We start from the raw sequence: 20,993 nt of genomic DNA on the forward strand, positions 1-20,993 counted from the left end.
TTCCACAGGCACCGCCGTCCATGCCCCGTCACCGGCGGAAACTTCCCCCGGTCGGGGGGCATAACGGACGCCCGGCCGGGAAGCCAGGCCGCCTGACGAACGCGGGAGGCGAGATGGCGTACGGCGGCAGTGGGCGGGACCGATCCGGCCGTACCCCTCGATGACCACGCTGGGCCGGTTCGCCGGCCGGGTCCTCCCGTCGGTGCCGGTGCCACCGCTGCTCGACGGGGCGTCCCGTACCGTCGGTTCGGCCGCCGGCCGGCTGGCCCGCGTCGCCGGGTTGGCCCGCCGTCGGGTGTGGTCCCGCAACGGCCGGCACCACATCGAGGTGCACGGCGTCTGCCAGGACGGCGGCGACCGGCTTGCCCGTCAGGTCGAGGCGGCGTTGGAACGGATGCCCGGGGTGGCGTGGGCCCGGGTGAACGCCCCCTCCGGCCGGGTGGTGGTGGCCGTCGAGGAGCCGAAGCCGAAACTGCGCGACCTGATCGACACGGTGGCCCGGGTGGAGCGGATCTGCCCGCACGAGCCGGACCCGGAGATCCCGCCGCCGCACCCGCCGGAGGACGGGCCGCGTACCCCCCGGACCCTCGGCGCGCTCGCCTCCGACGCGCTGGGCCTGACCATCTCCGCCGCCACCCGCATCCTGCCGTTCACGCCGGTCCCGGGCGAGGTGGCCGGCCTGCTCACCGCCGTCGACCTGCACCCGAAGCTGCACGACCTGGCCGGCCGGGGCTGGCGCGCCGACCGGCGCACCGAGGTGCTGTTCCCGCTCGCCGAGGCGGTCGTGCAGGGCCTCACCGGCGGCTGGGCCGGCATCGTCCTCGACGGGGCGCAGCGGATCGTGCAGTGGGGTGAGGCGCGCGCCCAGCTCACCACGTGGACCCGGGCCGAGCCGGGGCTGACAGGTGACCCGGAACGCGCCGTCGCCCGCTCACCCGGCCCCGGGCGGCCCTGCCCCCGGCCCGACGGCCCCGTCGAGCGGTACGTCTCGACGATGCTCGCCACCGGTGCCGCCGCCGGGGCCGCCGCGTGGCCGGTCGTCGGGCCGAAACGGGCCGCCGCGCTCGGGCTCGCCGCGCTGCCCAAGGCCCCCGGCAGTGGGCGCGAGGGGTACGCCGCGCAACTCGGCCGGGTGCTGGCCCGGCGCGGCGTGATCGCCATGGACCGCAGTGTGCTGCGCGAACTCGACCGGATCGACACGGTGGTGCTGGACGCGGCCGTGCTCGGCTCGGCCCGGGGTGTCCTCGCCGATCTGGCCCCACTGGCCGGCACGGACACCGGTGAGGTGGCCGGCCGGGCGTTCGCCCTCTTCGACCCCGACCGGCCGGACGACGTCCACGAGGCCGACGGCTGGCGGCTCGGACCGCTCGCCGGCCTCGACGCCGCCGACCCGGGGGACACCCCGCAGAGCCGGCGGCTGCGCGCGACGGACGGCCCGCTGCTCGGTCTCGTGCACGGTGGCACCCTCACCGCCGTCGTCCGGGTCGCCCCCGAGCCGGCACCCGGCGTCGACGCGCTGCCCGCCGCCGCCCGGCACGCCGGCCTGCGCCTGGTGGTCGCCGGCCCCGACCCGCAGCGGTACGGCTTCGCCGACGCGGTGCTGCCCGGCGGGGACCGGCTCGCCGGCTCCGTCCGGGCCCTGCAACGCGAGGGCGCGGTGGTGATGCTGGTCTCGGGCGACCGGGCGGCGTTGGCGGCGTCCGACTGCGGGCTCGGTATGGCCGGCCCCGACGACCTGCCCCCGTGGGGCGCCCACCTGCTCGTCGGCACCGACCTGCGGATCGCCGCGCTGCTCATCGAGGCGGCCGGGGTGGCCCGGCGGATGACCGGGCAGAACATCCGGCTCGCCATGGCCGGCACCGGCCTCGGCGCGTTGGGCGCGTTCACCGCCGCGCCGCCGCAGCTGCCCGACCGCAGCCTCCTCGCCGTCAACGGCGCGGCGGCGCTGGCCTTCGCCAACGGGGTGTGGCGGGCCCGCCGGCTACCCTGCCCGGACGGCTCTCCGGCGGCGGCCGCCACCGCCTGGCACCTGATGCCGGTCCCGACCGTGCTGCGTCACCTCGACACCGGCCCGGAGGGGCTGACCGACGCCGAGGCGCAACGCCGGCACCGCGCGGACCCGGACCCGTCGGGCGGGCCGGTCGGCCTGTTCCGGGCGTTCGTCGACGAGCTGGCCAACCCGCTCACGCCGGTGCTGGCCGCCGGTGCGGTCCTGTCGGCGGCGTTCGGTTCGCTCGTCGACGCGGCCCTGGTCGGCGGCGTGGTCGGCGGATCGGCGCTGGTCGGGGCGGTGCACCAGCGCAACACCGACCGGGCGCTGGCCGAGCTGCTGTCCCGCTCGGCGGTCACCGCCACGGTGCTGCGCGACGGCGCGGAACGGGTGACCGCCGCCGAGGACCTCGTCCCCGGCGACGTGGTGCTCCTCGGCCCGGGGGACGCGGTGCCCGCCGACTGCCGGGTGCTCACCGCCGACGGTCTGGAGGCCGACGAGTCGTCGCTGACCGGTGAGTCGCTGCCGGTGCCCAAGGGGGCAGCCCCGGTGGTCGCCGCCGCCCTCGCCGACCGCTCCTCCATGCTGTACGAGGGCACCACCGTCGCCACCGGTCGCGGCACCGCCGTGGTGGTCGCCACCGGTGCGGCGACCGAGTCGGGGCGGAGTCTCGCGCTGGCCCGACAGGCCCCACCGGAGAGCGGGGTGGAGGCCCGGCTCGGCCGGCTCACCCGCTCGGCGATCCCGCTGGCCGTCGCGTCGGCGGTCGCGGTGGCCGGGGCGGGACTGCTGCGGGGCGTACCGCTGGGGCAGACGGCGGCGACCGCCGCGAACCTGGCCGTGGCGTCGGTGCCGGAGGGGTTGCCGTTCCTGGTCAGCGCGGCCCAACTGGCCGCGGCCCGACGGCTGGCCGAGCACGGTGCGCTGGTCCGCAACCCGCGCACCATCGAGGCGCTGGGCCGGGTGGACGTGCTCTGCTTCGACAAGACGGGCACCCTCACCGAGGGCAGGCTGCTGCTCGCCGGGGTCGGCGACGGCGACCGGTTCGCACCCGTCGACCGGCTCGACGACGAACTGCGCCGGGTCCTCGCCGCCGGGCTCCGCGCCACCCCCTACGCAGCCGACCCACAGGAGCTGCCGCAGCACACCGACCGGGCGGTCCGGTACGGCGCACGGCAGGCGGAGGCGACCGAGCAGACCGGTGCGGCCGGGTGGACGGCGGTGGGTGGGCTGCCGTTCGAGCCGTCCCGGGGCTACCACGCGACAGTCGGACGGGCCGCAGACGGTTTGCTGCTCAGCGTGAAGGGCGCCCCGGAGACGGTGCTGCCCCGGTGCGGCGCGTGGCGGCTGCCGGGCGGCCGGGACGAGCCGCTTGACGACGAACGCCGGGAGCGGCTGCACACCGTGCTCGCCGACCGGGCCGGGGCGGGGCACCGCATCCTCGCCGTGGCGGAGTGCCGGGTCGGTGCCGAGGCGGTCACCGACGACCAGGTACGCGGGCTGGTCTTCGTCGGCTTCCTCGCCCTCGCCGACGGGATACGCGACAGCGCCGCCCCGGCGGTCCGCCGGATCAGGCAGGCCGGCGTGCACACCATCATGATCACCGGGGACCATCCGGCCACCGCCGAGGCGATCGCGTCGGCGATCAGCCCGGATTCCGACGGGCAACGGGTGGTCACCGCCACCGACCTGGACCAGTGGGACGACGCGGAGCTCGGTGAGCGGCTGGGCCGGACCGACGTGGTGGCCCGGTGCACCCCGGCGCACAAGGTACGGATCATCCAGGCGTTGCAGAAGTGCGGGCGGACCGTGGCGATGACCGGGGACGGCGCCAACGACGCCCCGGCGATCCGGCTGGCCGACGTGGGCATCGCCCTCGGCCAGCGGGGCACCCCGGCCGCCCGCGCCGCCGCCGACCTGGTGGTCACCGACGACCGGCTGGAGACCATCATCGCCACCCTGGTCGAGGGCCGGGCGATGTGGTCGTCGGTACGCCACGCGCTGAGCATCCTGGTCGGCGGCAACCTCGGCGAGATCGCGTTCAGCGTGCTCAGCGCCGCCGTCACCGGCCGGTCTGCGCTCAACGGTCGGCAGCTGCTCCTGGTGAACCTGCTCACCGACCTGGCACCGGCGCTGGCCATCGCCGTACGGCCCCCCGACGCCGACCACGCCGACGGGCTGCTCCGCGAGGGCCCGGACGCCTCCCTCGGCGGCACCATGACCCGGGAGATCGGGCTGCGGGCCGCCGCCACCACCCTCGGGGCGACCGCCGGCTGGACGGTGGCCCGGTGGACCGGCCGGGAACGGCGCGCCGGCACGGTGGCCCTGGTGTCGCTGGTCGGCACCCAGCTGGGGCAGACCGTCCTGGCCGGGGGCACCAGCCCGACGGTGCTCGCGTCGACGGCCGCGTCGGTCGGGGTGCTCGCCGCCGTGGTGCAGACCCCCGGGGTGAGCCAGTTCTTCGGCTGCACCCCGCTCGGCCCGCTGGGGTGGAGCATCGCCGCCGGGTCGGCGCTCGGCGCGACCTTCGCCAACGGCGCGCTGACCCGGCTGGTGGAGCACCTGCCGGCCCGGGGCGGGCCCGCCGACCCGGCGTCGGCAGGCTAGACCTGCGGCCGGTCAGACCGCGGGCGGGGACCAGGCGGCGGCGGGTCGGGCCGGGGGCGGCGACCAGGTGGCGGCGGCGCGGCCCAACCTGTCGTTGACCGCCCGGCCGACCCCCTCGTCCGGGGCCGGTTCGGCGAGGATCTCGGTCACCCCGGCCGCGTCCAGCCGGTGCAGCGCGTCGAAGAGACGGGCGGCGGCCTCGGTCACGTCGCCGGCGGGCGACAGCACCTCCACCGCCGCGTAATCCGCCACCGGGGCCGCCCGGAAGGCGAGGTAGCCCCGCCGGACCCCGTCGGCCGACGCCGGCACCGCGCCCTGCACCACCCGCAGCGGGGTACGCGGCGCGTAGTGCGCGGCCAACGTCCCCGGGGCGACCGGCTGCCCGGAGCTGCCCGGCCGGACGGTCACCGGGCCGACCGCCGCGACGAGTTCCTCCACGGCGAGCGCCCCGAGGCGCAGCACCACCGCCTGCGGGCCGCGTGCGTCCACGATGGTCGACTCGATGCCGCAGCGGGTCGGGCCGCCGTCGAGCACCACGTCGACGGCCGCGCCGAGCCCTCCGACGACGTGCTCGGCGCGGGTGGGGCTGAGCTGCCCGAACCGGTTGGCGCTCGGTGCGGCCACCGGCACCCCGGCGGCCCGGATCAACGCACGGGCGGACGCCTCGTCGGGCACCCGAACGGCCATCGTGTCGAGGCCTGAGGTGACGATCGGCGGGATCACGGCCGGCCGGTCCACGATCAGGGTGAGCGGCCCCGGCCAGAACCGCTCGGCCAGCGCCGCGACGGTCGGGGGCAACGCGCCGACGAGAGCCGGCAGGTCGTCGGCGTCCGCCAGGTGGGTGATCAGCGGATCGAAGCTGGGCCGCGCCTTCGCCGCGAAGATCCGCGCCGCGGCCCTGGCGTCCAACGCGTTCGCGCCGAGCCCGTAGACCGTCTCGGTGGGGAAGGCCACCAGCCCGCCGGCCCGGAGCACGTCGGCGGCCTGGGCGATGCCGTCGTGTGCGGCGGGCAGGACGCGGGGAGAGCCAGTGGTCACCCCCCGACGCTAGCCTGCCGTCAGCGCCCGGACCGGTGCGGGTGCCCGTCGTCCGCAGGCGGCGCGGCGGCCTCCGCCCAGCAGGCCCCGCCCCGGAACTCCACCCCCGGCACGCCGTCGGTGAGCCGGGAGATGTCGGTCACGGAGGCAAGCGCCGTGGTGAGGTCGACGCGCAGTTCCGCGATCGCGGTGGGCAGATCGTCCTCCTCCTGCGCCCAGTCGATCCCGGCGGCGCGCAGCCCGGCGACCGCGTGTGCGGTCAACGCGGACGGGTCGACCACCGCGACGGTGACCCGGCAGTGCAGCTCGACGACCCGGACATCCGGTGGCGGTGTCACCGGGTCAGCCACGACGACGGGAGCGACGCAGCGCCCAGACGCCCCCGCCGACGGCCAGCGCGGGGCAGCAGAGCATCAGGACGACCAGGTGCCACGGCTTGACCACTCCCATTGCCGAGAGGTTAGAGGACGCCCACCCCCCGGCGCTGCCCCCTGGTGGACCGGGCGGGGGAGGATTACCGGCATGCTCCGCGTACCGCAGGCCCTCCTGTTGGATTTCGGTGGCGTGCTAGCCGACGCGCCCGGCCAGTCGCCGGCCCCACCGGAACTCGTCCGGCGGCTGTTCGACCTCGTCGACGGCGCGGTGTCACCGCAGCGGATCGCCGCCGACCTGACCGGGGGCGCACGCAGGTACTCGGCCTGGCGGGACGGGGCCGGCCGGGAGGCCGCCCCGACGGAGTTGCCGCACGCCCGGGTCTGGGCGGAGTTCGTCACCCCGTCGTGGCCCGGGCCGGCCCGCGACGCCGTCGCCCGGGAAGCGACCCCCCTGTCGTACGCCTGGACCCGCCGGTCGGACTGGGCGGTGCGGCCCGGCGTCCCGGAGGTGCTCCGGGCGGCGGCCAGGGCGGGCCTGCCGCTGGCCGTGGTGAGCAACACCCTCTGCGGTGCCGCGCACCGGGACTTCCTCGCCGACGCCGGGCTGGCGGACCTGTTCGCCGCGCAGCTCTACAGCGACGAGGCGGGCCCCCGCAAGCCGAACCCGCGACTGGCGCTGCTGGCCGCGGCGGCGGTCGACGTTCCGATCGCGCACTGCTGGTTCGTCGGCGACACGCTGGGCCGCGACGTCGAGTGCGCCCGCCGCGCCGGTGCGGGCGCGGCGATCCTGATGCGCTCGCCCCGCACCGACCGGGAGCCGCCCCACCCCGCCGTCGTCCCCGACGCCCGGGTCGAGGACGGCCACGGTCTGCTCGCCCTGCTCCGGCGGGCCACCGGCTGAGTCGCAACGATCCCGACCGGCGGCTTTCCCCGGTTCGGCGGGCGTTCGGAATGCCGCCTACCGCTGATCCGGTGGGAGCGCGGCGTCCACCGCCGACGCCCCGGCGACCGGATGGACACCTACCACCGCGTCGAGCGGCAGAGCCGAGTAGACGTGCGGAAACGACCCGCCGTCGGGGGAGTCCTCCCACCGTACGGCCGCGCCGAGCCGCCGGGTGTCGAGCGCTACGACCACCAGCGCCGGCTCCGCCGCGAAGAACCGTACCGCCGTCGCGGCCACCTGTGCCCGTGACGAACAGTGGACGAAACCGCTGCTCCGGTCGAACGGGGAACCGCCGAAAGCGCCGTCGGCCTCGAACTCCGACCACTCGGCGGGCAGCAGGATCTTGTAGATCAGCACGGCTCAGCGTGGCAGACCGGCCGGCTCGTCGCCAACCATGGTCGGGCCGCCACAGGTACCGCGAGCATAATTGAGCTGCGGGGACGCGGTCCGGAGAGAAAACGAGGTGCGCCGACCGGCCCGGCCGTGGCGACATCAGTTCCGAGTGGAGCCCAGGGGACTCGAACCCCTAACCCCTGCCTTGCAAAGATCAAGACTCTTGTCGGTCAGCGTCGGTGACCGTCTCTTACCTGCTCGCCGTGCCGCCCATCGTCGGCCTCGGACCACGTGCGTCGGTCGGCTTGGCTGTACGGATGGCTGTATCTCACCGCACTAACCCAGGCCGCGTCGGGGCAGGGATCGAGCAGCCGAAGCTGTCCGGGCGAGGAACTGACGGCCGCTGTCGCGAGAGGTGAAGCAGCTCCGGAGCCAGCACTACTTTAAGTTACATTTATATAATTTAGATTACACAAATCGTCACTCTCCGTATCGATCACGAAGAGAACTGCGGATTGTACTGTGCGGGTCCGACAAGACCTCCCAACACATCATGTTGATGATTTTCCTAAGTGGAAAGCCACATGTAGTGGTCCGAATTGTCCGTGAGCGCCGTCACAGCCATGCGATTTTGATTCGGACACACGCGCAGTGACGTGACAGTCTGCTACTGTGCTGTCCAGCAACGCAGAAAACCCCGGCGCTGGATGCGTCAGGGTCGACGCGCCGCCGGGGTTTCCGCAGAGATTGGCTGTCTCAAGTCGGAACACTATAGGAGACGTTGCTTCCTCGGTAGGGGAAGTGGCTTTTCTCATTGGCGGCGTGCGTCAGCGTGCCCGCGGGTGACCGTCACCCGCAGCCCATGAGAGGGGTAGGCCGCATGGCCCGTTTCAGCGAGTACTTCGGCATCGAGCCGAACGCGCAGGACGACTGGTTCGACACGTACCTGCCCAGCGACACGAACTTCTGTGTCGATCCGTTCCTCATCTGGCCCGACACCGACGCACGGTGGTTCGAGGCGCACAACCACACCCTGGACTTCTTCGCTACGGCCTTCCGGCTCGTGCGCGAGTCTCAGGGCAACGAGCAGTCCGCGGCGTGGAAGCAGGCTAAGTCCTTCCTCCTCTTCCCGGAGCCGAAGGAGTTCTGCCTGGGTCTCGCCGAGGGCAGCTCGGACGGTGCCGGAAGTGGCCGAGTCCTCCAGGAGGGCATGCTTGAGGGGATCAAGACCGCGCTCGGCCTCGGGTTCAACAACGTGCCGCACCTTGAGATGCTGGCCCTGTTCCAGGGTGGCATGGGACTCGACCGCATCAGCGACGCGGTGTGCGACATCCTCAAGAGCTACTTCATCCGGTACACCCAGGACATCGCCCGACGCCATGGCGTGCCGATGGAGGCATTCCGGGTGGACAACGCCAGCTGGAGCGAGGAGCACGGCTGCTGGCACACGAAGGAGGTCGAGCTGCCGCTCAACCCCTTCGCCAAGAAGCGCCGACCGGTGCTCCTCGTGCCGAAGCGGTTCCTCAGGGACATCCCGGTGGTCACGGTGAACGGCTTCTGGCGCTACGCGTGGGGCAACCACGGGGAAGAACTGCGCGGGAGCTTCAACTACGACATCGCCCGCAACGTCGACCGGCGTGTGAAGGCCAAGCTCGCGCGTCAGAACCCCGAAGTCGTCGCCTCGTACCTCAAGGACCTGGAGCACAAGGAGCACGAGCCCTACCCCATCGACAAGGATCCGAAGCTGCGGACCCAATGGTGGGAGCTCGGTGGGGTGATGGCGGACCGCTTGCCCTTGGACCACCTCCCCGAGGATCGCAGCGAGTTCCCCGACTTCGTGAACGCGATCATCCAGTCCTTCCGACACGGCGTCGAGCACCAGGACGACTGGCAGAACTTCTGGCACCAGGGCGTCTCCCTCCCGGAAAAGAAGGTGCAGTCGCTGTTCCGTAGCTGCGCGCAGCACTACTGCAGGGCCAACGACGTCAGCATCGCCGGTGAGGCGAACGCCGGCCGAGGGCCGGTCGACTTCCAGTTCGCCAAGGGCTGGAAGGCTCGCACCGTGGTCGAGATGAAGCTGATGTCGAACTCGAAGTTCTGGGACGGCATCCTCGCCCAGACCCCGCAGTACGCCATTTCCGAGGAGGTCCACGTGGCCTTCTTCGTCGCCATCGCCTACACCGACGACGAGATGACCAGTAGCCATATCGACAAGGTTCACAAGGCCGCCCGCATCGCGTCCCAGCGGCATGGAGTCGAGGTTCGCGCCGTCATCATCGACGCTCGCAAGAAGACCTCCGCCTCGAAGGTGAGGCCACCGCAGGACATGCGTGACGAGTTGCACGGTCAGCCGGGCGAGGCTGCGTAGCCTTCGCGATGGTGGACCTCGGGCAAGAGCGACTCACCCGTCGTTCTTGACCCCAGCCGCCTCCGCGCCATCCCGTCTGCCGCCGACCCACACACCGTGGAGCGGATCAGGGCCAGGGTGACAAGGTGGAGCGCCCTACCGGACGAACGACCTTGTCGCCCTGGCCCTGATCTGCTCGGCTCTGCCTGGGTCGGTGGCTGGCGGGATGGCATCCCACCCCAACCACCCACCTACCGCAACGTTCGGCAACTCCATCCTGGAGTCGTCTGGCCCCCGCCGGAGGCACAGCCCTAACCCCAACCCCACCACCCGCCGCCCCTTTCCCACCTCCACCCCTTTCCCACCTCGGACCCGTGAGCGGCCCGACGGATTCCGTTCGGCAACTCCGTCCGACCAGCCGTCGACCGGTCGCCGGTGAGGCGTCACGGGGTGGAAGACGGTCCGGGTGATCGGGGTTGTCGTCCTGGTCCCGGTCGTCTCCGGGACTCGTCACCGGTTCCCTTCACGGAACCAGGGGGTGACGCGCGGGGCGGGCGTGGGCTTCGGGCCGGCTGACTTTCCGCCCCGCCGCCGAAGGCGAGCGGGGCGGCGGCTCCGCAGGAGCCGGTTACCGCGCCCGGCCCGCGCCGCGCGGAGCGCGCTTGATCTACTACAGGCCAATTCGGCAACAGATCACCGCAAGCTCCGAGCCAACCTGGACGGGTACGACGACACCAACCACCCGGCGTCTCCCACCCGCAACGACTGCGCAACCCGACCTGCGTTCGCGTCCATGCGTCCGGCACGAGCTGCCGTAGAACGTCGACTTGTTCAGCCCGAACCGGTCTGCCGCCCGTGAACGCTGTCCCCGCGCCCCCGGTCCTACCCGGCTTCTGCTGGGCCTGCGCTGGTCCGATGTCGATCTGCCGGGGGAGGCGTTGTTCGTGCGTCAAACCCTCCAGCGAACCGACCGTGGTCTTGAGTTCGTTCCGCCGAAAACGCACCGATCGAGTCGTCCGCTACCGCTGTCAGGCCTGGCGGTGCGGGCGTTGGAGTCGCAGCGGGTACGTCAGGCCAAAGAGCGGCTTGCCGCCGGTGAGGTGTGGTCGGATCACGGCTTGGTCTTCGCCAGCACGATCGGAACTCCGATGGAGCCGCGAAACGTCAACCGGCGCTTCGAACAGCTCCGCTCGGCGGCCGGTCTGGATTGGCTCCACCTGCACGACCTGCGGCACGCCTTCGCCACGTTCCTCCTCGACCAGGGCGAGGAGCTGCGAACCGTCATGGAGCTGCTCGGGCACTCCACGATCCGAATGACGGCCGACACGTACGGGCACGTCCTGCCGGCGCGGGCTCGTCAGGCTGCCTCGGCAATCGATCGCGTGCTCGGCGAGGAAGGGACGGCGTGAACGCCTTGGCTGTACGAATGGCTGTACTCGGGGTCGAGATCAACCAAGGAAAGTGCTGGTGGAGCCCAGGGGACTCGAACCCCTAACCCCTGCCTTGCAAAGGCAGTGCTCTGCCAGTTGAGCTAGGGCCCCGAGGGCGGGTCGAGCCGCCGGGTGCTGGCTGGTCAGCGCAGGTCGGGCGAGGTGGTCGCCTCGTGCCACAGGGCGCGCTCGTCGTTGGATTCCTTGACCTTCTTGGCCACCACAGCGGCGACGCCGATGATGCCGACCAGGAACAGAAGCTTCTTGAACATGGGGCGACCCCTCGCGCTCGACTCGACTGCCCGTCGGAACGGTGTGCGGTGGGGCTAGCTGGAATCGAACCAGCGACCTCAGAGTTATCAGCTCTGCGCTCTAACCGACTGAGCTATAGCCCCGCGTGGCGACGAGCAAGATTAACCCATCGCGTCGTCCGCTCCCAAATCGGGGTGGCCGACGCTCCCGTGCCTTCCCGACCGTACCGGTCGGCCCGCAACAGGGCGAGCCCTTTCTCCCGGCCCGGGGGCCGGAGATCCACTCCCGTGACGGGTAACAGCGGCATCGGGACACCCCGGACACCGCTGGATCGACCCAAGGCCCGCTCGGACACGGCCACCGGGGTGGGGAAGCACGACGCCGGGGCGACCGCTGTTCGCGGTGCCCCGGCGTCGGGTCGGATCAGTCGCGCTCGGCGAGCGTCAGCTCGATCCCGCCGACCAGGTCGGCGCAGACGTTGTAGACGAACGCCCCCAGGGTGGCGAGCGCGGTGAACAGCACCACGTTGACCAGCCCGACGAGGGCGGACGTCAGGATGACGCCCTTCGCGGTGATCTGGAAGCCGCTGTTGGTGCCCTGCCCGCCGCTGGCGCTGACCAGGTCGGTGAGGCTGTCGTTGACGCTCTGGAACACGCCCATCGCGTCCAGCGCGAGGTAGAGCACCGAGGTCGCCACGACCACCACGATGAACAGCACCACGGAGACGGCGAAGGCGAACTTCATCACGGACCACGGGTCGATCCGCTTGAGGTTCAGCCGGGCCCGGCGCGGCCCCCGGGAGGCCGCCGAACTGACCGAGGTACGCGCGGCGCGTACCGCGTCACCCACCCGCGCGGCACCGACGGCGGCCGCGCCACCGATGCCCGGAGGCAGGCCGCCACCGTTGGCGGGTCGGGCGTTACCCGCCCCCGCGGTGGGACGGGTGTTGTCCGGGGTCGGCCGGAAACCGCCGACCTTCGGCTGGGTGCCGGTCGTGGACGGGGATGTGGCGGCTCCCACCGCGATCGGCTGTGTCGTGTTGCTCGACCGGGCCGCCGCCATCGGCTGGGTGGCCGAGGAGGGCGCGTCGGTGCCCGTCGGCTGGGGCTTCTCGGTCGCCCCCGAGTCCTCACCGGGCTTGTCCGGCGGCGGTGCCATGCCGGGTGCCCGGGTGAACTTCGGGGCAGGCGCGTCGGCGGGGACGGTGGCCCGACCCACGGCGGCGCGGCCGGCGGGGGTTGTACCGCTCTTGGCGGCCTCCTCGTCGACCGGGGTGGCCGAGGTCCCCTTGTTCCCCGACTTCGCCTGTGTCTCCGTCATTCAACTAGTCCTGTTCGTCAGGCTCGTCGGCATTGCGAGCAATCGCCACGATAGTCACGCCGTCCGGGAGGTCCATCAGCTTGACCCCCATTGTGTTCCGGTCACGGGTACGGCGTACAGGCTTCACCGGAGTCCGGATGACGCCGCCGTTGCTGGTGATCGCGAACAGCTCGTCGTCCGGGTCGATCACGACCGCGCCGACCAGACCACCGCGGCGCTCGGTGATCTTCGCAGTCAACACGCCCTTACCTCCCCGGCCCTGGACCGGGTATTCCTCGATGGGGGTGCGTTTCGCATATCCCCCGTTCGTGGCCACCAGCACGTCCAGGCCCTCCCGGACAACCTCCATGGCCAGCAGGACGTCGTCGTCGGTGAAGCGCATGCCGATCACACCCGAGGTGGCCCGGCCCATCGGGCGCAGCGCCTCGTCGGAGGCGTTGAACCGGATCGCCTGGGCCTTCTTGGAGACGAGCAGCAGGTCCTCCTCCGGCGCCGCGAGTACGGCACCGACCAGCTCGTCCTCATCGCGCAGGTTGATCGCGATGACGCCGCCGGACCGGTTGGAGTCGAACTCCTCGAGTCGGGTCTTCTTCACCAGGCCGTTTCTCGTGGCCAGTACCAGGTAGGGAGCCACCTGGTAGTTCGGGATTTCGATGATCTGCGCGATCTGCTCGTCCGGCTGGAAGGCGAGCAGGTTGGCCACGTGCTGGCCCTTGGCCACCCTACTGGCCTCCGGCAACTCGTACGCCTTGGCCCGGTACACGCGGCCCTTGTTGGTGAAGAACAGAATCCAGTCGTGCGTGGAGCATACGAAGAAGTGGCTGACAATGTCGTCCTGCCGCAGCGTCGCGCCGCTCACTCCCTTGCCGCCGCGCCGCTGCGAGCGGTAGAGGTCGACCTTGGTACGCTTGGCGTACCCGGTGCGGGTGATGGTGACCACCACGTCCTCGCGGGCGATGAGGTCCTCCATCGAGACCTCGCCGTCGAACGGGATGATCTTCGTACGCCGCTCGTCGCCCCACTTCGCGACGATCTCGCTGAGCTCCTCGGAGACAATCTTCCGCTGCCGCTCCGGCTTGGCGAGGATGTCCTTGAGGTCGGCGATCTCCAGTTCGAGTTTGGCCAGGTCGTCCAGGATGCGCTGCCGCTCCAGGGCGGCCAGCCGGCGCAGCTGCATGTCCAGGATCGCGGTCGCCTGGATCTCGTCGATCTCCAGCAGCCGGATCAGGCCCTGCCGGGCGTCGTCGACGGTGGGCGAACGCCGGATCAGGGCGATCACCTCGTCCAGCGCGTCCAGCGCCTTGGCCAGACCGCGCAGGATGTGCGCCCGCTCCTCGGCCTTGCGCAGCCGGAACGCGGTCCGCCGCCGGATCACCTCGATCTGGTGCTCGACGTAGTACCTGATGAACTGGGCCAGGTTGAGCGTGCGCGGCACCCCGTCGACCAGGGCCAGCATGTTGGCGCCGAAGGTCTCCTGGAGCTGGGTGTGCTTGTAGAGGTTGTTCAGCACCACCTTGGCGACCGCGTCGCGCTTGAGCACCAGCACGATCCGCATGCCGGTACGCCCGGAGGACTCGTCCCGGATGTCGGCGATGCCGCCGAGCTTGCCCTCCTTGATCAGCTCGGCGATCCGCTCGGCCAGGTTGTCCGGGTTGACCTGGTAGGGCAGCTCGCTGACCACCAGCGCTGGCCGGCCCCGCTTGTCCTCCTCGACCTCCACCACGGCGCGCATCCGGATCGACCCGCGACCGGTCCGGTACGCGTCCTGGATGGCCGACTGACCGACGATCAGCCCGTGGGTCGGGAAGTCGGGACCCTTGACGATCTCCAGCAGCGCTTCGAGGGTGGTCGCCTCGTCGGCCTCCGGATTCTCCAGGCACCACTGCACCGCCGCGCCGATCTCGCGCAGGTTGTGCGGCGGGATCTTGGTGGCCATCCCGACCGCGATGCCCTCGGAGCCGTTGACCAGCAGGTTGGGAATACGCGACGGCAGGATGGTGGGCTCCTTGGCCCGGCCGTCGTAGTTGTCCTGGAGATCGACGGTGTCCTCGTCGATGTCCCGCAGCATCTCCATCGCCAGCGGGTCCAGCTTGCATTCGGTGTAGCGCATCGCGGCAGCCGGATCGTTTCCAGGCGAGCCGAAGTTGCCGTTGCCGTCGACCAGGGGGTAGCGCAGCGCCCAGGGCTGGGCCATCCGGACCAGGGCGTCGTAGATGGCCGAGTCGCCGTGCGGGTGGAACTGCCCCATCACGTCCCCGACGACCCGGGAGCACTTCACGTAACCCCGGTCCGGCCGGTAGCCCGAGTCGTACATGGCGTAGAGGATCTTGCGGTGGACCGGCTTGAGCCCGTCCCGGACGTCCGGCAGCGCCCGCCCGACGATCACGCTCATCGCGTAGTCGAGGTACGAACGCTGCATCTCGACCTCGAGCCCGACCGGCTCGATCCGGTCGTGCTGGACGACCGCCGCCAGTGTCTCGGGGGTCTCCGGCTCGTTCGGGGTGGACTCGGGAGTATCGGTCACTGTTAACCCTTATCAGACTCAGAGTCGTGTTCGTGCTGTGGATAACGCTGTGGATACCGGCCAGGCTGTGGATAACCCGGTGGACGACGGTCGGCCGGGGAGCACCGGCAGACCGTGCCGTCAGATGTCGAGGAACCGCACGTCCTTGGCGTTGCGCTGGATGAACGAGCGGCGGGCCTCGACGTCCTCACCCATCAGCACGCTGAACAGTTCGTCGGCGGTCGCGGCGTCGTCGAGGGTGACCTGACGCAGCGTCCGGGTGGCCGGGTTCATCGTGGTCTCCCACAGCTCGGGATAGTTCATCTCGCCGAGACCCTTGAACCGCTGGATGTCGTCCGGCTTGGCGTTGGGCTTCTTCTGCTGGCGCAGCGCGATCAGCCCGTCGCGTTCCCGGTCGGAGTACGCGTACTGGGCGTCGTCACCCTTCCTGTTCCACTTGATCTTGTAGAGCGGCGGGGCGGCCAGGTAGACGTGGCCCAGCTCGACCAGCGGACGCATGAAGCGGAACAGCAGGGTGAGCAGGAGCGTCTGGATGTGCTGGCCGTCGACGTCGGCGTCGGCCATCAGCACCACCTTGTGGTACCGCAGCTTCTCCATGTCGAAGTCGTCGTGGATGCCGGTGCCCAGGGCGGTGATCAGCGCCTGGACCTCGTTGTTCTTGAGCACCCGGTCGATCCGGGCCTTCTCCACATTGAGGATCTTGCCGCGGATCGGCAGGATCGCCTGGGTGCGCGGGTCGCGGCCCTGCTTGGCCGAGCCGCCGGCCGAGTCGCCCTCGACGATGAAGACCTCGGACTCGCGCGGGTCGGTGGACTGGCAGTCGGCCAGCTTGCCGGGCATCGAGCCGGACTCCAGCAGCGACTTGCGGCGGGCCAGCTTGCGCGCCTGCTGGGCGGCGATCCGGGCCCGGGCCGCCTGGGACGCCTTCTGGATGATCGTCTTGGCCTCGGCGGGGTTGCGGTCGAACCAGTCGACCAGCCGGTCGTTGCAGACCCGCTGCACGAAGCTCTTGACCGGGGTGTTGCCCAGCTTGGTCTTGGTCTGGCCCTCGAACTGCGGGTTGGCCAGCTTGACCGAGATGATCGCGGCCAGGCCCTCGCGGATGTCCTCGCCGGAGAGCTTCTCGTCGCCCTTGAGCAGCTTGCGCTCGGTGCCGTAGCGGTTGACCACGCTGGTCAGCGCCGCCCGGAAGCCCTCCTCGTGGGTGCCGCCCTCGTGCGTGTTGATCGTGTTGGCGAAGGTGTAGACCGACTCGCCGTACGACTCGTTCCACTGCATGGCGATCTCGACCGACATTCCCTCTTCCTCGGCGGCGAACTCGACGACGGTCTTGTGCATCGGGTTCTTCGAGGCGTTGAGATGCCGGACGAAGTCGGCGATGCCGCCCTCGTAGAAGAAGGTGACCTCGCGGGGCTTGCCCTCCTCACCCTCGGCGACCCGCTCGTCGAGCAGGTGGATGGACAGGGCCCGGTTGAGGAAGGCCATCTCCTGCAGGCGGCGGTAGATGGTCTGGAAGTCGAAGTCGACCGTCTCGAAGACGTCGGGGTCGGGCCAGAAGGAGACGGCCGAGCCGGTGCGGTCGGTGGTCTCGCCCTTGTCCAGCGGCTCCGGCTTGGAGTTGTGGTACTTCTGGCGCCACACGTGGCCGGACTTGTGGATCTCGACGGCCATCCGGGTGGACAGGGCGTTCACCACGGAGACGCCGACACCGTGCAGACCGCCGGAGACGGCGTACGCCTTGCCGTCGAACTTGCCGCCCGCGTGCAGCACGGTCAGCGCGACCTCGACGCCCGGCTTCTTGAGCTTCGGGTGCAGGTCGACCGGGAAGCCACGGCCGTTGTCGGTGACCCGGACCCCGCCGTCGGCGAGCAGCACCACGTCGATGGTGTCGCAGTAGCCGGCGAGGGCCTCGTCCACCGCGTTGTCCACGACCTCCCACACCAGGTGGTGCAGGCCACGCTCGCCGGTCGACCCGATGTACATGCCGGGTCGCTTGCGGACCGCCTCCAGCCCTTCGAGGACGGTGATCGACTCTGCGCCGTAATCCTGCTTGTCCTGCGCTGCCACCCTCGGCCACTTTCTCGCACCATCCGCGCCGGGGCGCGGGGGCGCGGGTTCGGCGGACAGGACGCGACGTCGGCGTGCACGGGCGGCGGCCCCGCAGGGCGGTCGCGGATCGTGCGCGCCGGTCGCCGCGGTTGCCCGCGGATCGCGATCGGCCAGACCCGACCCGGGACGTTGATCAAGGGCCGGTGAGGGCCCCCGTCCGTCGCACCGCGTCAGGTCGTCGTCTCAGCGTCAATCTTACTGTGCGCACACGACATAACCGCCACTCGGCACCCCTTGAAGGCGGCTCAGACCCTCGTAGCCGGCCGAATCTCGCTGTCCGCGACTCCCCCTACACGCCCCGGTCCGGTTTCCGTGCCCGCCGCCACCGGATAGTCCGGCTCGCCGGGTGGCACGGGGTCGCGTCGGGCGGTGGTCGTACCGTAGCTTTGCGGCGCGCGGCGAAGTCGCTCGTCTTGATCTTTTCCGCCCGTAACCGGGACGATGGACCCGATCGATCCGACACGTGCTCTCGAAAGGTGACACCAGATGGGGCTGGACAATGTCGCGGTGCACTGGCCGCGGACCGGCCGCTTCTACGATCCGGTCGCGCCGGCCGAGTTCGTCGACTTCGGCGAGATCGTCGACGTTCCCCGCGTCTCCGCGCCGACCGCCGCGCTCGCCGAGCACATCGCCAAGACCGGCACGGTCCGGGCGACCGCCTACACCGAGCTGGTCGACCTGATCCTCGGCCTGGAAAATGTGCTCTACGCCACCGATGCCGCCGCCGAGGACGAGGACCCGGTGATCGACCCGGACGGCTGCGGCTGGATCGCCGGCGGGGTGGAGAAGTTCGTCGCCCAGCACCGGCCGCACGGCGAGGTGGTGACCTTCGAGTCGGTCAGCGAGGTGCTCCGCGCGCTGCTCGGTGACGGGCGCCTGGCCGAACAGCAGTTGCGCTGGCTGGGCAGCCGGCTGGACCGACTGCGCGACGAGAGCGGCGACCCGCCGCAGTGGGACTTCACCTGCGCCGAGCTGGGGGTGCTGGCCGCCTTCTACCGGCGCTGCGCCGACCGGGGTTTCGCGATCTACGCCGACGCCGAGCCCGGCCGCCGTCCCGGTCCGCAGCCCTGACAGGGCCCGGGTCCCCCGCAGTCGCCCGGCTGCGGGGGCTAGCTGTCGGGCGTCGGTGCGGCTGTCACCGCGCCGTTGGCGGCGGCGATCACCCGGGTCAGGGCCGCGTGCAGGTCACGTAGCTCGGCCAGCGGCAGCCCGAGCCGGGCGACGACCGCCGGGGGGATCTGCTCGGCGCGCCCGCGCAGCTCCCGGCCGCTCTCGGTGAGCGACACGGCCAGGCTGCGTTCGTCGGCCGGGTCCCGCTCGCGGCGCAGGTAGCCGGCCGCCTCAAGGCGCTTGAGCAGGGGGGACAGGGTGCCCGGGTCGAGTTGCAGCAGCCGGCTCAGCTCCCGGACCGACAGTGGCGCGTACTGCCAGAGCGCCAGCATGACCAGGTACTGCGGGTGGGTCAGCCCCATCGGCTCCAGCAGCGGCCGGTAGACCGCGACGACGCCCCGGGCGGCGACCGAGAGCGCGAAGCAGACCTGCTCCTCCAGGGCCAGCGGGTCCCCGTCGGGCTGTCCGTCCACGTGTGCACCTCCTCGTCGCCGTTGCGATGGTACCAATGCTTGGTGTACCAATGGTTTGTACACCAATCGTCGAGGAAGGGTCGGTTGCCGATGAGCGAGGACAAGCCGGCGGCGAAGGCCCCGGGCGAGGGTGGCCGACTCCTGGCCTGGGCCTTCAAGAACCTGGCCGGCCCGCCGGAGGTGGCCGGCGCGGTGCAGGGCGGCTCCCGGCAGGCCCGCGACGCCTGGAAAGAGGACCTGGAACGCCGCAAGCAGTGGAGCCGTGAGCAACGGGAACGCAAGCGCGCCGAGCGGGAGGCCCGCCGCGCCGAACGGTGAGCCTCAGCCGTAGGTGTCGCGCGGGCCCCGACCACGCACCCGGCGCGGCCCCCGCGACCAGGACGGTGCCGCCGGCCCGTGGATGTGCAGCTTGCGCACCACGTTGTGGCCGACCTCCCCGGCGATCCGCTTCAACAGCGACCCGGCCAGCAACCGCAGCTGGGTGGCCCACGCGGTCGACCGCGCCTCGACGGTCAGCTCGCCGTCCTCCAGCTTGACCGGGCGGCTGTGCTGGGCGATCTCCGGCCCGACGACCTTCTCCCAGGCGCCGAAGACGGTCGCCTCGGCCGCCGGCTGCTGCCAGCCCCGCGCCTTCATCAGCCGCTCCAGCACCACGCCCAACGGCTGCGGGTCCCGCGGGTCCGGCCCCGGCCCGGAGTAGCCCCGCAGCCGCCGCCCACCGCCGTCGGCCGCGCCGGTCACCCCCGGCCGCCGGGTGCGGGCCGCCGACTCCCGCCGGGCCCGCGCCGCGTCCAGCACCGCCCGCGCCAGCTCCGGCCCGCTCGCCCCCGCCGGCACGTCGCCAGCCCCCGGCACCCCGCCGGGCGCGGCGTCCGCATCGCCGCCCGTCGGTCGGCCCCGCGTGCCCTCCGCGCCCCCGCCGGCTCCTCCCGGGGTACGCGCACCGCGTGCCCCGCCCGGGGCGGTGCGCCCCGGGCGGCCCGTCGGCCCGGCGGGCTGCTCCGGTTCAGTCGACACGACTGACCGTCCCCTCGCCGACGGCGTACCGGGTGCCGCGCAGGGCCACCGGGACGTCGTCGTCCACCGCACAGGTCACCAGGAGCTGACCGGCCCCGCCGACCAGTTCGGCCAGCCGCTCCCGGCGACCCGCGTCCAGCTCGGCGAAGACGTCGTCGAGCACCAGCACCGGTTCGATGCCGTCGGCGCGCAGCAGGTCGTACCCGGCCAGCCGCAGCGCCAGCGCGTACGACCAGGACTCGCCATGGCTGGCGTACCCCTTGGCGGGCAGCGGGCCGAGGGTGAGCACGAGGTCGTCGCGGTGCGGCCCGACCAGCGTGGTGCCCCGCTCGATCTCGGCCGACCGGGACTCGGCAAGCGCGGCGGTCAACGCCTCGGCCAGCACCTCCCGGTCGGTGCCCACCCCGGTCAGCTCCACCGACGGCCGGTAGGCGATCCCCGCCGCCCCGGCCCCCGCCGCGACCGCGTCGTACGCCTTCGCCACGTGCGGGGTGAGCGCGGCGACCAGTTCCAGCCGGCCGGCGAGCAGCTCGGCCCCGTGCCGCGCCAGGTGGGCGTCCCAGACCGCCAGGGTCGACAGGTCACCGCCGCGCGACCCGCCCGTCTTGCGGGCCAGGTACGCCGTACGCAGCAGGGCGTTGCGCTGCTTGACCACCCGGTCGTAGTCGGCGCGTACCCCGGCGTACCGGGGTTGCCGGAGCACCAGCAGGTCGTCGAGGTAGCGGCGGCGTTCCGCCGGGTCGCCCCGGACGAGTTCCAGATCCTCCGGGGCGAACAGCACCAGTCGCAGCGCGCCGATCACGTCCCGGGCCCGCCGGGCCGGGGAGCGCCCGAGCCGGGCCCGGTTGGCCTTTCCGGGGACGATCTCCAGCTCGATCAGCAGTTCCCGGCCGTCGTGCACCACCGCGCAGCGGATCACCGCGGCGGTCGCGCCCAGCCGGACCAGGGGGGCGTCGGTGGCGACCCGGTGCGAGTCCAGGGTCGCCACGTAGCCCAACGCCTCGACAAGGTTGGTCTTGCCGACGCCGTTCGCGCCGGTCAGGACGTTCGGCCCCGGCTCCAGATCGACGCCGACCCGCTCGTACGAGCGGAAGTCGACCAGTTCGAGCCGGCGGACGTACACAGC

The 20,993-nt window shown here is 72.0% G+C and carries 16 protein-coding genes and 2 tRNA genes; 6 read left to right on the forward strand and 12 right to left on the reverse strand.

Annotation, left to right across the window (positions count from 1 at the left end):
* Positions 1-160 precede the first annotated feature (160 nt).
* Positions 161-4,597, forward strand: a complete 4,437-nt coding sequence (locus Q2K16_RS20290; RefSeq protein ID WP_302739335.1) for a cation-translocating P-type ATPase — start codon at positions 161-163, stop codon at positions 4,595-4,597.
* Positions 4,598-4,609: 12 nt separating this feature from the next.
* Here the strand turns inward: Q2K16_RS20290 and Q2K16_RS20295 are convergent, their stop codons facing one another.
* Together Q2K16_RS20295 and Q2K16_RS20300 are read right to left on the reverse strand one after the other, a co-directional pair.
* Positions 4,610-5,635 carry an L-threonylcarbamoyladenylate synthase gene (locus Q2K16_RS20295; RefSeq protein WP_489671791.1) on the reverse strand — a complete coding sequence of 342 codons (1,026 nt, stop codon included), beginning with the start codon at positions 5,633-5,635 and terminating at the stop codon, positions 4,610-4,612.
* A 20-nt stretch (positions 5,636-5,655) separates the two neighbouring features.
* Entirely contained in the window at positions 5,656-5,985 is a 330-nt protein-coding gene (locus tag Q2K16_RS20300; protein WP_302739336.1) for a hypothetical protein, read from the reverse strand.
* A 172-nt stretch (positions 5,986-6,157) separates the two neighbouring features.
* Between Q2K16_RS20300 and Q2K16_RS20305 the strand changes: the two genes are divergently transcribed.
* Entirely contained in the window at positions 6,158-6,910 is a 753-nt protein-coding gene (locus Q2K16_RS20305) for an HAD family hydrolase (RefSeq protein ID WP_302739337.1), read from the forward strand.
* A 57-nt stretch (positions 6,911-6,967) separates the two neighbouring features.
* Here Q2K16_RS20305 and Q2K16_RS20310 read toward each other — a convergent pair whose 3' ends face one another.
* Positions 6,968-7,309, reverse strand: coding sequence for a DUF952 domain-containing protein (locus tag Q2K16_RS20310; RefSeq protein WP_302739338.1), 342 nt, complete (start codon positions 7,307-7,309; stop codon positions 6,968-6,970).
* A gap of 856 nt (positions 7,310-8,165) precedes the next feature.
* On the opposite strand from Q2K16_RS20310, the gene Q2K16_RS20315 reads away from it, so the two are divergent.
* Both Q2K16_RS20315 and Q2K16_RS20320 read left to right on the forward strand, forming a co-directional pair.
* Positions 8,166-9,653, forward strand: a complete 1,488-nt coding sequence (locus Q2K16_RS20315; protein ID WP_302739339.1) for a hypothetical protein — start codon at positions 8,166-8,168, stop codon at positions 9,651-9,653.
* A gap of 806 nt (positions 9,654-10,459) precedes the next feature.
* On the forward strand, positions 10,460-11,041 hold the full coding sequence (locus Q2K16_RS20320) for a tyrosine-type recombinase/integrase (RefSeq protein ID WP_302739340.1): 582 nt from the start codon (positions 10,460-10,462) through the stop codon (positions 11,039-11,041).
* A gap of 56 nt (positions 11,042-11,097) precedes the next feature.
* Here Q2K16_RS20320 and Q2K16_RS20325 read toward each other — a convergent pair.
* From Q2K16_RS20325 to gyrB, 6 genes are all read right to left on the reverse strand, one after another.
* Positions 11,098-11,173 (reverse strand) — tRNA-Ala (locus Q2K16_RS20325).
* Positions 11,174-11,205: 32 nt separating this feature from the next.
* On the reverse strand, positions 11,206-11,334 hold the full coding sequence (locus Q2K16_RS20330; protein WP_211291697.1) for a DLW-39 family protein: 129 nt from the start codon (positions 11,332-11,334) through the stop codon (positions 11,206-11,208).
* 49 nt (positions 11,335-11,383) lie between these two features.
* Positions 11,384-11,457 (reverse strand) — tRNA-Ile (locus tag Q2K16_RS20335).
* A 280-nt stretch (positions 11,458-11,737) separates the two neighbouring features.
* On the reverse strand, positions 11,738-12,634 hold the full coding sequence (locus Q2K16_RS20340; RefSeq protein ID WP_302739341.1) for a DUF3566 domain-containing protein: 897 nt from the start codon (positions 12,632-12,634) through the stop codon (positions 11,738-11,740).
* A gap of 4 nt (positions 12,635-12,638) precedes the next feature.
* Positions 12,639-15,158 (reverse strand): DNA gyrase subunit A, encoded by a 2,520-nt coding sequence (gyrA, locus tag Q2K16_RS20345; protein WP_302739342.1) that lies wholly within the window; start codon positions 15,156-15,158, stop codon positions 12,639-12,641.
* A 120-nt stretch (positions 15,159-15,278) separates the two neighbouring features.
* On the reverse strand, positions 15,279-17,225 hold the full coding sequence (gene gyrB, locus Q2K16_RS20350) for a DNA topoisomerase (ATP-hydrolyzing) subunit B (protein ID WP_302739343.1): 1,947 nt from the start codon (positions 17,223-17,225) through the stop codon (positions 15,279-15,281).
* A gap of 528 nt (positions 17,226-17,753) precedes the next feature.
* Between gyrB and Q2K16_RS20355 the strand changes: the two genes are divergently transcribed.
* Positions 17,754-18,338, forward strand: a complete 585-nt coding sequence (locus Q2K16_RS20355; protein ID WP_302739344.1) for a hypothetical protein — start codon at positions 17,754-17,756, stop codon at positions 18,336-18,338.
* Between the two features lie 38 nt (positions 18,339-18,376).
* Here Q2K16_RS20355 and Q2K16_RS20360 read toward each other — a convergent pair whose 3' ends face one another.
* A complete protein-coding gene (locus tag Q2K16_RS20360) occupies positions 18,377-18,850 on the reverse strand; it encodes a MarR family winged helix-turn-helix transcriptional regulator (RefSeq protein WP_302739345.1) in 474 nt (157 codons plus the stop codon).
* 90 nt (positions 18,851-18,940) lie between these two features.
* Here Q2K16_RS20360 and Q2K16_RS20365 point away from each other — a divergent pair, with 90 nt between their 5' ends.
* Positions 18,941-19,168: a hypothetical protein gene (locus Q2K16_RS20365; protein ID WP_145917177.1), complete on the forward strand. Its 228-nt coding sequence runs from the start codon at positions 18,941-18,943 to the stop codon at positions 19,166-19,168.
* Positions 19,169-19,171: 3 nt separating this feature from the next.
* On the opposite strand, the gene Q2K16_RS20370 is transcribed toward Q2K16_RS20365, so the two are convergent.
* Together Q2K16_RS20370 and recF are read right to left on the reverse strand one after the other, a co-directional pair.
* Positions 19,172-19,705, reverse strand: a complete 534-nt coding sequence (locus tag Q2K16_RS20370; protein ID WP_302746556.1) for a DciA family protein — start codon at positions 19,703-19,705, stop codon at positions 19,172-19,174.
* 151 nt (positions 19,706-19,856) lie between these two features.
* Positions 19,857-20,990 (reverse strand): DNA replication/repair protein RecF, encoded by a 1,134-nt coding sequence (gene recF / locus Q2K16_RS20375; protein ID WP_302739346.1) that lies wholly within the window; start codon positions 20,988-20,990, stop codon positions 19,857-19,859.
* Positions 20,991-20,993: the final 3 nt, after the last annotated feature.

The organism is Micromonospora cynarisoli (assembly GCF_030518815.1).
Taxonomy (GTDB): Bacteria; Actinomycetota; Actinomycetes; order Mycobacteriales; family Micromonosporaceae; genus Micromonospora; species Micromonospora wenchangensis.

Excerpts from the sequence above, each read along its gene's own strand:
- Q2K16_RS20305 (WP_302739337.1), top strand. The coding sequence starts at position 6,158 with ATGCTCCGCGTACCGCAGGCCCTCCTGTTGGATTTCGGTGGCGTGCTA.
- Q2K16_RS20290 (WP_302739335.1), top strand. The coding sequence starts at position 161 with ATGACCACGCTGGGCCGGTTCGCCGGCCGGGTCCTCCCGTCGGTGCCG.
- Q2K16_RS20355 (WP_302739344.1), top strand. The coding sequence starts at position 17,754 with ATGGGGCTGGACAATGTCGCGGTGCACTGGCCGCGGACCGGCCGCTTC.
- Q2K16_RS20340 (WP_302739341.1), bottom strand. The coding sequence starts at position 12,634 with ATGACGGAGACACAGGCGAAGTCGGGGAACAAGGGGACCTCGGCCACC.
- Q2K16_RS20330 (WP_211291697.1), bottom strand. The coding sequence starts at position 11,334 with ATGTTCAAGAAGCTTCTGTTCCTGGTCGGCATCATCGGCGTCGCCGCT.
- Q2K16_RS20315 (WP_302739339.1), top strand. The coding sequence starts at position 8,166 with ATGGCCCGTTTCAGCGAGTACTTCGGCATCGAGCCGAACGCGCAGGAC.
- Q2K16_RS20365 (WP_145917177.1), top strand. The coding sequence starts at position 18,941 with ATGAGCGAGGACAAGCCGGCGGCGAAGGCCCCGGGCGAGGGTGGCCGA.